The sequence below is a fragment of the Chryseobacterium sp. CCNWLW53 genome, assembly GCF_037083525.1.
GTDB lineage: Bacteria > Bacteroidota > Bacteroidia > Flavobacteriales > Weeksellaceae > Chryseobacterium > Chryseobacterium lathyri.
Window position 1 is genome coordinate 162,914 of the sequence record NZ_JBAOJR010000002.1, and the last position, 13,499, is coordinate 176,412.

The 13,499-nt window shown below is 39.0% G+C and carries 13 protein-coding genes; 9 read left to right on the forward strand and 4 right to left on the reverse strand.

Going from position 1 to position 13,499, the window contains the following annotated elements; translation table 11 throughout:
- Window positions 1-84: 84 nt before the first annotated feature.
- Window positions 85-243, reverse strand: a complete 159-nt coding sequence (locus tag V6R96_RS05745; protein WP_336378276.1) for a hypothetical protein — start codon at window positions 241-243, stop codon at window positions 85-87.
- Between the two features lie 246 nt (window positions 244-489).
- On the opposite strand from V6R96_RS05745, the gene V6R96_RS05750 reads away from it, so the two are divergent.
- The 3 genes from V6R96_RS05750 (at window position 490) to V6R96_RS05760 (ending at window position 2,856) form a co-directional block, all read left to right on the forward strand.
- Window positions 490-1,125, forward strand: a complete 636-nt coding sequence (locus V6R96_RS05750; protein ID WP_111954469.1) for a LysE family translocator — start codon at window positions 490-492, stop codon at window positions 1,123-1,125.
- A gap of 53 nt (window positions 1,126-1,178) precedes the next feature.
- On the forward strand, window positions 1,179-2,051 hold the full coding sequence (locus tag V6R96_RS05755) for an AraC family transcriptional regulator (RefSeq protein ID WP_336378277.1): 873 nt from the start codon (window positions 1,179-1,181) through the stop codon (window positions 2,049-2,051).
- An 82-nt stretch (window positions 2,052-2,133) separates the two neighbouring features.
- Window positions 2,134-2,856 carry a siderophore-interacting protein gene (locus tag V6R96_RS05760; protein WP_336378278.1) on the forward strand — a complete coding sequence of 241 codons (723 nt, stop codon included), beginning with the start codon at window positions 2,134-2,136 and terminating at the stop codon, window positions 2,854-2,856.
- Window positions 2,857-3,200: 344 nt separating this feature from the next.
- On the opposite strand, the gene V6R96_RS05765 is transcribed toward V6R96_RS05760, so the two are convergent.
- Window positions 3,201-4,379, reverse strand: coding sequence for a T9SS type A sorting domain-containing protein (locus tag V6R96_RS05765; RefSeq protein WP_336378279.1), 1,179 nt, complete (start codon window positions 4,377-4,379; stop codon window positions 3,201-3,203).
- Between the two features lie 534 nt (window positions 4,380-4,913).
- Here V6R96_RS05765 and V6R96_RS05770 point away from each other — a divergent pair.
- Entirely contained in the window at window positions 4,914-5,966 is a 1,053-nt protein-coding gene (locus V6R96_RS05770; protein ID WP_336378280.1) for a hypothetical protein, read from the forward strand.
- Between the two features lie 19 nt (window positions 5,967-5,985).
- Window positions 5,986-6,501, forward strand: a complete 516-nt coding sequence (locus V6R96_RS05775; RefSeq protein ID WP_336378281.1) for a hypothetical protein — start codon at window positions 5,986-5,988, stop codon at window positions 6,499-6,501.
- Between the two features lie 55 nt (window positions 6,502-6,556).
- Here V6R96_RS05775 and V6R96_RS05780 read toward each other — a convergent pair whose 3' ends face one another.
- A complete protein-coding gene (locus tag V6R96_RS05780; RefSeq protein ID WP_336378282.1) occupies window positions 6,557-7,327 on the reverse strand; it encodes a methyltransferase domain-containing protein in 771 nt (256 codons plus the stop codon).
- A 291-nt stretch (window positions 7,328-7,618) separates the two neighbouring features.
- A complete protein-coding gene (locus tag V6R96_RS05785; protein ID WP_336378283.1) occupies window positions 7,619-8,089 on the reverse strand; it encodes an Lrp/AsnC family transcriptional regulator in 471 nt (156 codons plus the stop codon).
- 142 nt (window positions 8,090-8,231) lie between these two features.
- Here V6R96_RS05785 and V6R96_RS05790 point away from each other — a divergent pair, with 142 nt between their 5' ends.
- The 4 genes from V6R96_RS05790 to V6R96_RS05805 all read left to right on the forward strand — a co-directional run bounded on the left by V6R96_RS05790 (window position 8,232) and on the right by V6R96_RS05805 (window position 13,499).
- Window positions 8,232-9,620 carry an MFS transporter gene (locus V6R96_RS05790; protein WP_336378284.1) on the forward strand — a complete coding sequence of 463 codons (1,389 nt, stop codon included), beginning with the start codon at window positions 8,232-8,234 and terminating at the stop codon, window positions 9,618-9,620.
- Between the two features lie 738 nt (window positions 9,621-10,358).
- Complete coding sequence (locus tag V6R96_RS05795; RefSeq protein WP_336378285.1) at window positions 10,359-11,105, forward strand: metallophosphoesterase; 747 nt, start codon at window positions 10,359-10,361, stop codon at window positions 11,103-11,105.
- A 91-nt stretch (window positions 11,106-11,196) separates the two neighbouring features.
- Window positions 11,197-12,114: an AraC family transcriptional regulator gene (locus V6R96_RS05800; RefSeq protein ID WP_111954487.1), complete on the forward strand. Its 918-nt coding sequence runs from the start codon at window positions 11,197-11,199 to the stop codon at window positions 12,112-12,114.
- Between the two features lie 239 nt (window positions 12,115-12,353).
- The gene (locus V6R96_RS05805; RefSeq protein ID WP_336378286.1) at window positions 12,354-13,499 is read left to right on the forward strand and encodes an efflux RND transporter periplasmic adaptor subunit; all 1,146 of its coding nucleotides are present in this window, start codon (window positions 12,354-12,356) and stop codon (window positions 13,497-13,499) included.

Sequence of the window (13,499 nt, forward strand, 5' to 3'; positions counted from 1 at the left end):
AAACTTTTAGTGTTAGGTAATAGTTCATGGTTTACTGTCAAACGTAAAAATTCAAGCAATATTACAGAAGTTGAAAAAAATATTCTACCAGATACTAAAACCGGAATAAGAATTTCTCAATCTTTTATGGCAGATGGGTTCCTGAATAGCCTGAAGAGGAGGGAAGGTATTTTGAGACTGAATTGATCTCTTTATGGTCTTTTTTCCTGTATAGTTAACAGGCAGCAATTGATTTCGGTTCATAGTTTTTGGTATGGTCATCCTGAAAAGGTAGAAAATCCCTGTTCCGGGAATACAAAAATAACAAAATACCACAACCAGGCTTATATTTTGATTGTCATCTTAATGTTAAATGATCACTGCAGATAAAAATGAGTATCACTTTATACAGACTGTGAATGAAATTAAATATATTTGTTCAATGAGTATTTTCCGAATCCGGGTACCTTATTTTCCGCACAGACTGTTTAATAAATAACTGCATAAAAAATGATTCCACTTCACGAACTTTTATTCTTTGTTCTGGCTGCCCTTGTTTTAGTGATAAGTCCCGGGCCTAATATGATCTACCTCATTTCAAAATCAATTACACAGGGAAAAAAATCCGGACTGATTTCTCTGGCAGGAGTAGTATGTGGTTTTATGTTTCATATTGTCATGGTATCTTTCGGGCTTACAGCGGTATTACTGGCAGTTCCGGTTGCTTATACCGTTCTGAAAACACTTGGAACCGTTTATCTTCTGTATTTAGCGTACCAGGCAATAAAACCTAAGAGTAAAAATATATTTGAAGTAGATAAAAACAGCCCGCATGATGGCACCAAAAAGCTTTTTAGCGTTGGCTTCCTCACCAGCGCACTGAACCCGAAAGTCGCTGTATTTTACCTGTCCTTTTTCCCGCAATTCATAAAACCTGAATATGGTTCTGTTTTATTGCAAAGCTTTGAACTGGGAATTGTCCAGGTTTTTGTAAGCTTCAGCGTTAATTTTATCATCGTACTCACAGCTGCAAAGGTGGCCGCATTTTTTGCGGGTAATCCATTTTGGGTAAAGATTCAGAAATGGTTTATGGCGGGCGTACTTACTTATTTAGCTGTAAAAATGGCTTTGTCGAAGGCTAAATAAGCGGGTATATAGCTTATTGCTGTAAATGTCGTATCAATAACTGATTCCAAAGTATGAAACAGACCATTCCCACTTATGATTTAAACAGTATTACCCGGCATGGTATCCTGATCGAAAGAATTGAAAAGCGGACGATGAGCACCATAGATAACCTTTTTGATAAAGGAATTCACCGGGACAGCCATTATATTTTTACATTTCTGGAAAGTGGAAGGGCTAAGATGATGGTTGATTTCAAGATCATAGAAGCCCGGGATGCTGCTGTTTTCTTTTTGCTGCCCGGTCAGGTTCATCAGGGAATTTTAATGGAAAAGGTCACCGGATGGTTTATTGCCGTGAAAGCAGACCTGTTACCCGATGCTGCAAGATCGGTTTTTGAAGAAACTTTAGTAGATGTACAGCCGGTACCTGCTGATGATAGCTGGGTTGAAAAGCTCAATGCCTGTGCCGGGTTGCTTCAGATGTCCTGTACGGAAGAAATGCTGGCTACTAAAGAAGGATTTCTTGTTGTTCAGTCATTAATCAGTGCTTTTACAGGCTTGTATGTCCTTATCTTTTTAGGCGGAAATCATGCAGGAGCATCCAGTGAAAACCGTGTCGTTCAATTGACCAGAAAGTTCAGGATTCTGGTAAGAAAAGAGTTTAAAACCCTGAAAAGTCCATCAGCCTATGCCGGGCTTTTGAATATTTCACCCGGCTATCTGACTGAGGTTATTCGTGAGGTAACAGGTAAATCTGCCCAGCACTGGATCCATCAGGAAGTTTTGATAGAAGCCAAAAGACTTTTATCCTTCACTCAACTTAGTGTAAAAGAAATTGCGTATGAGCTGGGCTACAGCGATCATGCCTACTTTTCCCGCTTATTTTCTAAAGTTGAAGGCTGCCCGCCGACAGAATTCCGGAACAAATACCGGAACAGGAAGTAACCCACGAATTGTCCAACTAATACCCTGATACGGCTATCGGTCTGCATTCATTTTGAAGCTTCCTTTGCATTAAAAATTATTTATGCCAAGCCTACCAAAATGGATGAATGACACATTAGAAAATGTCATGTCCTCAAAATTTAAAGAATGCACCGTTACCCATACAGAAGCTGTTTCAAAAGATCTCCGCCTTATCCGTTTTACTTCTGATCTGGAAGATGTTCCTTTTGAACCGGCTTACGCTATAGGAATAAGAGTCAACGAAAGGGATTACCGTAATTATTCACCCTTCAGTTTTAATAAGAACGCAGGAACTTTTGATGTGATTTTCCATCTTCATGATACGGATGCTGTAGGAAGCCGTTTTGCAAGCCGTCTTTCACCAGGCGAAACTACAAAAATACTGATGCCAAGAGGGAAACGCTTTTTTGAACCCAATGCAGAAATCCATTTTTCCATAGGGGATGCAACTTCGCTGGGAAGCTCTCTGTCCATCAAAGAAGCAGCGGAAGAGATCGGCGGTGCATTTGTATGCCTTCATGAGCTGGAAGATTCCTCTGTTTTGAAAAAATTGGAACTGTACGGCTATCACGCTCCTAAAAACGACATTCAGAACATCATGGAAGCTTTAAACGATTTTTTAAAAGAAGAAAAACAAGCCGTTTACAATAATGAAGCGGTTTTTTATCTTACAGGAAACGGAAATACCATGTCTGTGATCCGGAAGTTTCTTAAGGCGAAAGGAGTGGATGGGAAGTGTATCAGGTCGCAGGCGTATTGGATGGTGGGGAAGAGGGGGTTGTAAATATAAAATCTTTAGTAAAGATTAAAAGATTGGTGGAGTCAATATATTACAGAAGCAATTCTGAAATTAGTTTTTTCCTCATTTCCACCACTAATTTTTTCTTCTCCAGGCTTGGTAATACTTCAACTAATTCAGGTGCTTTCATGAAACATCCCAGAATACATATTAGAAAACCAACAAGAGTACATTAAAATTCTAAAAGAACAGATAGATTCCCTGAAACGGGAGGTGAAAATCCTTAAATCCAAAAAATAATATTCTTTTCTTCGGAAAAATGGATTGAATCAGAAAAACAGCTGAAGAATCCTCTTCAGCCGTTTTTTTGAAAATATAATATCAAGAATTTAATCCCGGATAACCATTTTTTTAGAACCCGTCACTTTTCCGTCTGTCATCATGGTATATACATATGTTCCGGATTGCAGATCTGAACCTGATAGGGTGATCGTTCCGTTGCCTTTCTCACGGAGTGGGAGGGATTTCACCAGTTGGCCAGTGATGTTGTATACTTCAATAGAAGCTGTTTTTATACTTTTCGGAAGATAATAGCTGATGCTCGTTCCGTTTTTGGTGGGATTGGGAACATTTTGAGCGAGTTGGGCAACATCTGAAGAAGAAAGATCAGTTGATGAAACTCCTTTATTCAATAGAAGCTGTTTCAGTTCCTCTACTGTATTTTCAAGGTTTTTAATGCGGTCTTCCAGCTGCTGGATGGTTTCATCTGAAGCCGAAGATGTTTTGTTGAGCGGCGTATTCGAAACCATTACATTACCACTCGTATCTACAACCAGGGCGCGGCCGCTTCCTGTGGGCAGATTTTCATGCCTTACCGTTCCCACCGTGTGGAAATTGGCGGTAGGGGCGAGTGTAAGAATGCCGACACTTTGATCCTTGATCAGCATGGTTGATGTAGGAGATAAGCCAAACATAATGGACAGCGGAATATTATTCGTCAGTTTCACTCCTCCGGTTCCAGACCCAATCACGAAAGAACGGTTTCCGGTAGCAGCCAGGTCAATTCCGAATCCTCCGGAATATACATCCTTAAGATCGATGCCTACCCCTAATGCGAACTGGTTATGGTTTCTGATAGTATTTTTCCAGCCCAATGCCACAGACTTGCTTGAATTATTCAGGATCACATTGTCCTGTCCGCTCACGATGTTGGCACCTCCGCCGTTGGCGAGATCATTTCCCCAGCCGCTTACTATAGAACTGCTGGCCAGTCCTCCAAGAATATTGGAGCTTCCCGTCACGATACTTCCTTTTACTTTGGCGGTATTGGAGTTATTCACAGCGTCTACGATAAACGAACCTGCTTCATTAAGGATAGCTTGCCCCGGATTGGCAGATGCTCCGTTGGTTCTCAGGAAAAAAGGTCTCGGATCTACTGTGCCTGCATAATTTGCCGATGTGATGCCAGCGTTTCCGGTAATTTGCCATTGCTGGGCATTAGCAATTCCTGCTAAAAAAAGCATAGCTGCTGCCAGGCCACTTTTCATGGATAATAATGGTGTTTTCATAAATTTGAGTTTTGATGGTTTTAGTTATCACTAAAGTATGAAATATTATTATTGTAATGGATTTTTTCTCACTTTGATGTGATGTTTAAGGATTATTTATTGCTTTAAATTCAGTAATAAAGGGAAATCTGTGCATTATAATTAATTTCTATACATTTTATTTGTGTCATCTAATTACTTTTGAAAGCCTTTTCAATACGGATATAATTGAGTGGCAGCTTAACTAAATTTGAAACAATAAATTTTAATTCAGAAGATATATCATGATGGTCATCTTTTTTATAAATGCTGTTAAAAAGAAATCAATCTGAATTGGCAAACACTGATTTAATTTTTAAAATAATTTTATTTTTTTAAACACGTGTTTAATTTCCTGTTATTGCGTTAATTAAGTGTTTTTGACCTAAATAATTCGAGCTCAAATGAGACTCTGAATAAAATTTTGGTATGTAAATTGTTGAATAGAGGGCTAACTAAAATTTTATTTTTAACGCATTAAATTATGTGAAAAATATTAATTTATTATAAAGTCATATGAATAATTTAAATTTTAGCACCATTAATGGGAAATTCATTTTCTTGTTAATGGTTCTTTTTTACGGTATTACGAACGCGCAATGTACAGCCTACACAGGTCAGGCGATGAATCCCGGGCAGACTTACTGTCTTACCGGAAACCTGACTTTAGCTAATGATATAACCATCCCACAGGGTACACTTCTTATTATTGAACCTGGAGGAGTGCTTACTGTAAAAGGTGTTACGGTAAACGGTAACCTTGAGATCAGAGATGCTGCCAGTGTAAAATCTGAGGGATCAATCATCATAGGAATTTTCGGAAGCCAGAAGAACTCAAAAGTGAAACTGGGAACAAAAGCTTACCTTTCCCTTACCGGTTCGGTTTCTCAGGGAGACCCTTCATTCTGGGGGACATTTCCCGGAGCTACTTCAACCATTGATATGGGAACATACAGCGTCGTGGAAATATGCGGAACTTTCAGCCAGCAGTCCATTACCTATCCTTTTATAAATTATGTTGGTGCTCCTTTGGGAAAAGCCTATTGTATTGCCAAAGCCCAGGTAAATGGAGGAGGAAGCTCCATACTCAGTAATGACAGCCAGATTATAGCCATTGCAATGGATACGGTAACAGGACTTGCTCCCGGAAATGCCAGCTTCTGCGGACCAAATGCTACTCAGGCTTCATGTCCGGGTCTTTGGCCTGCCGGGCTTCCTGATGACAAATTTGCCTGTGGTTTTGCGGATGAAATTGTTCATGAATTAGATAATTACTGTACAAAACCCGGACTTTCGGGAACTCCTGATGGCTATACGAAAATGGGAATCACTACACAGCAGAAAGCCAAAAGCTGGCCTGAGAATATTCCTAATGGTTTTCTTGCATTAGAATCGAAAACTAAAGGCTTTGTTATCACCAGAGTGCAGCATGTAGACCAGACTCCTAAGCCAGGAGATGCAGTTGCTGAACCGAAAGAAGGAATGCTTGTTTATGATATTCAGGACAACTGTGTTAAACTGTACAACGGTACCCAATGGAAATGTATTGAAAGAAGCTGTAATGATTAACCTAAATTTTGAACATAATATGAAACCTATAAAAAAGATAAGTATAGCGCTGACATTGATGATTTTTAATGTTTTTTACACTCAGGTCGCTATAGGGAAAGAAACAATTGACGGAAGAAGCACCATACTGGATTTCAATAATACATCCACCAATACAAAAGGGCTTATTCTTCCGGCAACACAGGGAATTCCTGCAGGCAGTCCGGCAAACGGAACATTTGTATTTGATACATCCGATGGCAAAGTGAAGGTGTACGAAAATAATACTTGGAAAGCGCTTAGTGATGTGGGAAATGCTGCATCAGTAATACCTAATGATTCGGATGAAGCCGGAAATGGAGTAGTGATAGGTAATAAGGAAGGTAGCGCAGATGGAGTGCTGGTCCTTGAATCATCAGATAAAGCGATGATTCTTCCCAAAATATCTTCGCCGCATCTCAATGTGAAAAATCCGTACCCGGGAATGATATGCTACGATACAGCCAGTAAAACGTTTGCTGTTTTTGACGGAACGGTCTGGAATTATTGGAAATAGCAATACGATAAGACTATTCAAAAAAGCCCTGTATTAGAAGTAAACAGGGCTTTTTTTATTTATTTTTTCTCCCATACAGCAGGATTCTTTTGAAAGCATAAATAGCCGGAAGTTTTGGAAAATTCCTCGTAATACGCAGTTTGAACTCTGTTGTAAAGGTTTTTTGCTGTTCCTCATCAAGTCTTTCCAGGTAAGGAATCAAGGCCGATCCTGAGATAAAGTTGAATAGGGTATCATGATCTTCGGCAATAATAGGATATACCTTTTGGGAAAGATTCAAATCTTGAATGCCGTTATCGAAGAGGATCTGTGCATATTCATCAATGGTCAGGACGGCAGAAGGACGGTTCCAGCTGTTAAGCTGAGATTTAAACGGCTCTTCATCCGCCAGCTCAAAAAGAATTTTATTCAGGGTATTTCCCGGCTGATAAGGCATCTGTACAGCTAGTTGACCACCCACATTCAGTTTGGAGATCAGCTTTGGAAATAATTCCTGATGGTTGTCGGACCATTGCAGGGCAGCGTTACTGAAAATAAGATCCCAGCTTTCATCAGCATCAAGCATAGCTTCAGTTGTCGATAATTTAAAGTGGAGACGTTCATTTTCAAGGGTCCTGGATTTTTCAAGCATTTCGGGAGAAGAATCTATTCCAGTAAAAACAGCTCCTTGAAGTTTATCCGTAAGGATGGCAGTCTGCTCACCTGTTCCACATCCGATGTCTACTGCTTTCATGTTACTTTCATCGGTGATCAGCTCGGCAAGATCATAAAACGGTTTGAAACGGATATTTTTAAATTGATTGTAAACGTCAGGATTCCAGGGCATATTCAGTGAATTTAAATGAATCTTCAATTTAGCAATTCCTGAATAGAATAAGGAAATTAAAATATTAAAAGATTCTTAAAAGATGGGGAGCGGGAAGATGGAAGCGGGAAGTTACTGTAGTGAGAAAGGGTAATCAATCTCGTTTTTATTGAATATTTGAGGTTTTAATTTAGTATGAATTTGGTAAAAGTCTTTGTCATGGTTTTAAAACTTGACAAGGATCTTAAAAAGCTCTTGAATCCATTTACAGACTGAAAGCGCCTCCATCTCCCATCTTCCCGCTTCCATCCTTTATAAAATCTGCGTGCTTTCCTTAATGCTGTTCATCACAAAAATACTTTTCGTCTGCCCGATTCCTTCAATTTCAGAGAGCTTATTGACAAAAAACTCATGGAAGTCATCCATATTTGGAGCCAGGATCTTCAGCATAAAATCAAAATCCCCGCTGATGTTGTAAAACTCTACAACCTCTTTCAGTTTTCCTACTTCTTCAATGAACTTTCCGGCTGTTTTTTTATTGTGAACATTCAGGGCAATCATGCAGATCACCATCATGCCTTTATTTACCTTTTTACGGTCTAGTACAGCCGTATACTCCCTTATAATGCCAAGCTTTTCCATCCGCTTGATCCGTTCATGAGTGGGTGTGGGGCTTAAATTGATCCTTGCGGAAATATCACGCACACTCATTTTGGCATCCTTCTGTAGTAAACGCAGGATAGAAAGGTCCTTTTCATCGGGAATGTAATGTTCTGCGGTCATTTGTTCTGTTTTTAAGCTTGTTATTAATGGTGATAATGTATTTGTTCTTTTAAATTTGATAAAAATACAAATTTGTTCCAAATTTACTATATAATTTTTACATATGTTCTTTTAAAATTAATTTTGCAGGAAATTTAAATCTATGAGTACAAGGAAAAATTTAATATTAATATTAGCATCAGTAGGAACTTTTGTAGAGGCTTTGGATATTGCCATTATTAATTTAACGATTCCTTCTATTCAGGAGCAGTTTCATATTGGGGCGGAGACTGTACAGTGGCTGCAGACCCTTTATGTACTGTTTTTTGGAGGTTTCCTGATTATTGGCGGAAAACTTTCGGACCAGATCGGGCGTAAAAAAATATTCCTTATTGGAGCTCTTATTTTTATGCTGACATCATTGGGAGCGGGACTTTCGCAAAGCTTTGAAGTCTTGGCTGTATTCCGTGCCCTTCAGGGACTGGGAGCGGCTTTGATCATGCCTTCCGCTTTATCCATTGTGACGAATACTTTCAGGGAAGAGCAGGAACGTAACCGGGCGATCGGGATTTTCAGTTCGTTTGCTGCGATCGGTTCCGGAAGCGGGCTTTCTGTAGGAGGAATTATCAGTACTTATCTGAGCTGGCACTGGGTTTTCCTGATCAATGTTCCTATTCTTTTATTGACCCTGATTTTTGCCTACCAGTACCTTCCTGCAGATGAAAAAAGCGAAGCCGGACAAAAAACAGATCTCATTTCAGGAATGCTGCTGGTTTTAGGCCTGCTGAGTCTTACCTACGGAACCCATGAATTGGTTCATATCAAAGAAAATCCAATGATGATCATCGGTTCTCTGGTACTTGCTGTTTTACTTTTGACTGCTGTATTTATCAGACTGAAATCTGTAGCTCAGCCTTTGATCGATTTACAGTTATTGAAACACAGATCGCTGATGATTTCTAATGCAGTTTTCTTTACACTGGGAGCATTTTTCATAGGATTTCTTTTTCTAATTTCATTAATGCTTCAGAAAGATATGGGACATAGTGCAGCATCAGCAGGGTTGATGCTTGTACCGTTCAGTATCATGTCTGCACTGGCGGCAAAATTTGTTTTACCTCATGTTTCCAAGAGATTAAGTTCTTCACAAATGGGTGTTTTCGGATGGAGTTTTATGCTGACAGGCGCTTTATCCCTACTGATTGCGGTGTATACAGGGCATCCTTTGGCAGTGGTATTGTTGGGAGCAGCCTGTATTTCAGGAATCGGAATGACCTTCTGTTTTACGGCACTTTCGGTGATGGGAATTCAGGATGTGGAGCCTTCTCATTATGGTGTGGCCTCCAGCTTAAGTTCTACCAGTTACTTTCTGGGAGCGGGTATCGGCCTTTCGTTCATGACTCTGATGAGTCAGATCTTTCCGTCAAAATATGCGGTTGGAGATTTGAGTTTAATCATCCTGGTAGGTTATGCTTTACTGGCTCTTGGAATGCTTTTGTATTTTATCTTTAAAAGTTTAAAAATCAGGCAGACGGAAATTGCTGTTTCATAAAAAGAGAAATATGTATAAATCCATGATTTCAACGCAAAGAAATTATTGTTACTTTCTATTTTGAGGAGAGTAAAGAAGACGTCTCTGCCGTTGATTAAGCTGTAGTATAAATATTTTGAATACACCTGCTTCCTTTCGTAGTTTAGCCTGTATCCTGGCCTAGGAAGCTGTAGCGTTAAGAAAATTATAATTTGATTCGTTAAAAAATTCCCACTGTCTGAGTGCGGTAAGAATATTGAACCGAAGCGGTAACAATGAATCCGCACGAGTTTGGGAATTTTATGAGCAAGTTTTAATTTTTAGCGAAAGATTCCAGTCTTGAATTTTTGGTTCATTTTTGTTTCAAGACAAAAGAACGTATAAAATTATAATAGTTATTGGCTTATAAATATGTCTGATAGTATCATTTTTATTATGGCCGATAATGTTGGCCTAGGAAGCTGTAGCGTTAAGAAAATTATAATTTGATTCGTTAAAAAATTCCCACTGTTTGAGTGCGGGAAGAATATTGAACCGAAGCGGTAACAATGAATCCGCACGAGTTTGGGAATTTTAGAAGCAAGTTTTAATTTTTAGCGAAAGATTCCAGCCTTGAATTTTTGGTTCATTTTGTTTCAAGACAAAAGAACATATAAACTTAAATAAATATTATTACTGATAAGTTCAGTTTTTATTAAAAATATACAAACTATATGATAGGATCGGCATTATTGTGCCGGTTCTTTTTATTTTAGCAGCATGAAAATACAGATCATCAGCGACCTTCATCAGGAATTCGGATCGACTGATTTATTTTTTGATCATGCGGATGTTGTCATATTGGCCGGAGATGTTAATCTTGGGACCAAAGGAATTGAATGGATCAAATCAAAAATAGGAAATAAGCCTGTCATCTATGTTCTGGGAAATCATGAATATTATAAAGGTTCCTATCCTAAAACCTTAAACAAGATAAAACAGGCAGCTGAAGGATCCAATGTATTTGTTCTTGAAAATGAATCCGTGGATATTGACGGAATCAGATTTCACGGAGCCACACTATGGACGGATTTTTCTATTTTCGGAAATCCTTTACATTACGGAATGATCTGTCAGCCTAAAATGAATGATTATAAAATGATCAGACGGGATCCTTCCTATTCAAAAATGAGGACCATTGATACCTTTAAAATTCATCAGTTTTCAAAGCTGTGGTTAAAAGAAAGTCTGGAAAACTCTAAAGGCTTAAAGAATATTGTCGTTACCCATCACGCGCCCAGCATTCAGTCTGTTCCGGAACAATACAAAGAAGATCCCGTGACTTCCGCTTATGCCTCCAATCTTGAAGATTTCATTACAGAGCACCAGCCACTGTACTGGATTCACGGACATATCCATACCCCATGCAGATACAACATCGGGAAAACCGAGGTGATCTGCAACCCGCATGGCTATATCGATGAAAAATATAATGGGTATGAAAAAGAATTGATCATTGAATTGTAAAATCAAAGAGTTTTCTCTATCCGCTTAATCTTTTTTTTGATTTTGCCCCTTTCACTCAAATACCCTAATTTCGTACTCTAATTCATCCTTCATGGCTAAAAAGTCTACCGAAAACCCCTCAGAATTTGTATCCGTATTTACTTTTGAAGAGCTTCTTCGGGATGTAGAGTTTGATCTCAGGGTAAAGGAATTTGTGGTCATGGAAATTGATAAGGCTAATTATCTTATCAAGCTCAATACCCCATACCGTTCAGACTATTTCTGCATTTTTATGGTCCAGCAGGGAAGTATTCGTTTCAGGTTGGATGACAAAAGCTATGATGTATCGGAAGGCGACGTCATTTTCTGTCCTTTTTCAGAAATATTCTGGGTAGATATGATCTCAGAAGAATACAAAGCAAAATATATCTTCTTTTCCCTGGAATTTATTTCTGATGCCGGATTTAATTACAAATCGAATGATGTATTGAAAAGCCTTTCAGCAGATCCTACTCATATTATCAGAAATGAACCTGATCTCTATAGAAGGCTGGATTTCCACCTTGATGAGCTAAAGGCCCTTAACAATGCGGAGAAAGAAGATTATTACTTCAATGAAATGATCTGGCATCACTTTTCACTCGTGATCTATGAGATCGACAATTATTTCAAAAAGATTGAAAAACCCCATCAGGTGACCCATCGTGAGGATGAACTGACAACCAGCTTCTTTACGCTGGTTCGGGAACATTTTAAAGAAGAGCATAATGTACAGTTCTATGCCGACAAACTCTGCATCAGCCGGAAATATCTAACCAAAGTGATCAATAAGACCATGTTCAAATCCCCTAGAGATATTATTCATCAGGTATTGGCTGTGGAAGCAAGACTTCTTCTCAGAAATCCGAACCTCAATGTCAATCATGTTGCGGTGGAGCTGAAGTTCTCTGATCAGGCGTCTTTCAGCAAATTTTTTAAAAAGCATGTTGGGAAATCACCATTAGAGTACAAAAAAGATGATTTGTATTGACAATCAGTGTTTTGTATTTTGGAAATTTTATAATTGATGTCTTTTTGCTAAATTATTGCTGTTTTTTGATATAAAAAGTGGAATTATATTATTTATGTATTCTATTGAAGGTGTTAAATGATATTTCTCATGTTTTGAAGAATCAGGAGTCTTTTTGACAAAACAAGGAGTTTTTTGAATATTTCGATTGAATTTTTTTAAGGCGAATTTTGCCCCGTAAATTTAAAAGGAATATTGTTATGCAGAGATTTTTTATTCAAAAATCAACTATACTTTTCCTCTCGCTGATCGTCTTGGCGGGGTGCAGGAAAAACAATCAAAACCAGGCTTTTCAACAGCAGGCCCCTGAACTTCCGATAGAAAAAGTGAAGCAGGGAGACGCTTCTGTTTCCAGAGAATATGCAGCATCCGTGGAAGGAATTTCCAATGTAGAGATCAGACCACAGGTTACGGGATATTTAAGCAAGATCTTCGTAGATGAAGGAGATTATGTAAGAGCGGGACAGCCTCTGTTCAAAATAGAAGACCAGATCTTCCGCGAGCAGATGAAAAGTGCTCAGGCAGCTCTGATCACAGCTCAAGCCAATCTTTCCACTTCCAAAATTGATTTGGATAGAAAAAAGGAATTATTAAGAAATAAAATGGTTTCTGATATCCAGGTGAAAGAAGCAGAAGCTGCTTACAACGCGGCAAGAGGAGCGGTAAGTCAGTCGGTATCTGCCATTGAATCCGCAAAGATCAATCTTAATTTCTCTACGATCAAAGCACCGGTAAGCGGATTTATCGGAAGGTTCAATTACCGTCTTGGAAGCTTAATGACGCCCTCCAATCAGGAGCCGATCACACTTTTATCAGACATTCATGAGGTGTATACCTATTTCAGCATGAGTGAAAATGATTTCAACAGCTTCCAGAAACAACAGGCGGGAAGCAACATCAATGAGATCATCAAAAACACACCGGCAGTTTCTCTTCTGCTTTCCGGGGGCGAAAAATATGCACAGACCGGAAAAATAGATGCGGTGGAAGGACAGTTCAACAAAACCACAGGTTCCATCACTTTAAGAGCAAAATTCACCAATCCGGACAACCTTTTGAGAAGCGGGAATACCGGGAAAATTGTGATGGACCAGTTTTACAGCAACGTAGTTCTTCTTCCGATAGCTTCTACGAGAACCATTCAGGATAAGATCTTTGTATTCTCCATCAAAGGAGGAAAAGCAGTGATGCTTCCGGTAGAAGTCACTGGAAAGGCCGGAGATAATTTCATCGTATCAAAAGGATTAAAAGCCGGTGATGAGTACATCGTAACAGGTTTCGACAGACTGCAGCCGGGAACGCCCGTAGTCGCTCAGAAAAAGAATGCTCAACCGAAAAAATCGTAA

Bases quoted from the DNA above. Each gene is read 5' to 3' on its own strand.
- V6R96_RS05745 (WP_336378276.1), bottom strand. From the start codon at position 243: ATGAACCGAAATCAATTGCTGCCTGTTAACTATACAGGAAAAAAGACC.
- V6R96_RS05750 (WP_111954469.1), top strand. From the start codon at position 490: ATGATTCCACTTCACGAACTTTTATTCTTTGTTCTGGCTGCCCTTGTT.
- V6R96_RS05755 (WP_336378277.1), top strand. From the start codon at position 1,179: ATGAAACAGACCATTCCCACTTATGATTTAAACAGTATTACCCGGCAT.
- V6R96_RS05760 (WP_336378278.1), top strand. From the start codon at position 2,134: ATGCCAAGCCTACCAAAATGGATGAATGACACATTAGAAAATGTCATG.
- V6R96_RS05765 (WP_336378279.1), bottom strand. From the start codon at position 4,379: ATGAAAACACCATTATTATCCATGAAAAGTGGCCTGGCAGCAGCTATG.
- V6R96_RS05770 (WP_336378280.1), top strand. From the start codon at position 4,914: ATGAATAATTTAAATTTTAGCACCATTAATGGGAAATTCATTTTCTTG.
- V6R96_RS05775 (WP_336378281.1), top strand. From the start codon at position 5,986: ATGAAACCTATAAAAAAGATAAGTATAGCGCTGACATTGATGATTTTT.
- V6R96_RS05780 (WP_336378282.1), bottom strand. From the start codon at position 7,327: ATGCCCTGGAATCCTGACGTTTACAATCAATTTAAAAATATCCGTTTC.
- V6R96_RS05785 (WP_336378283.1), bottom strand. From the start codon at position 8,089: ATGACCGCAGAACATTACATTCCCGATGAAAAGGACCTTTCTATCCTG.
- V6R96_RS05790 (WP_336378284.1), top strand. From the start codon at position 8,232: ATGAGTACAAGGAAAAATTTAATATTAATATTAGCATCAGTAGGAACT.
- V6R96_RS05795 (WP_336378285.1), top strand. From the start codon at position 10,359: ATGAAAATACAGATCATCAGCGACCTTCATCAGGAATTCGGATCGACT.
- V6R96_RS05800 (WP_111954487.1), top strand. From the start codon at position 11,197: ATGGCTAAAAAGTCTACCGAAAACCCCTCAGAATTTGTATCCGTATTT.
- V6R96_RS05805 (WP_336378286.1), top strand. From the start codon at position 12,354: ATGCAGAGATTTTTTATTCAAAAATCAACTATACTTTTCCTCTCGCTG.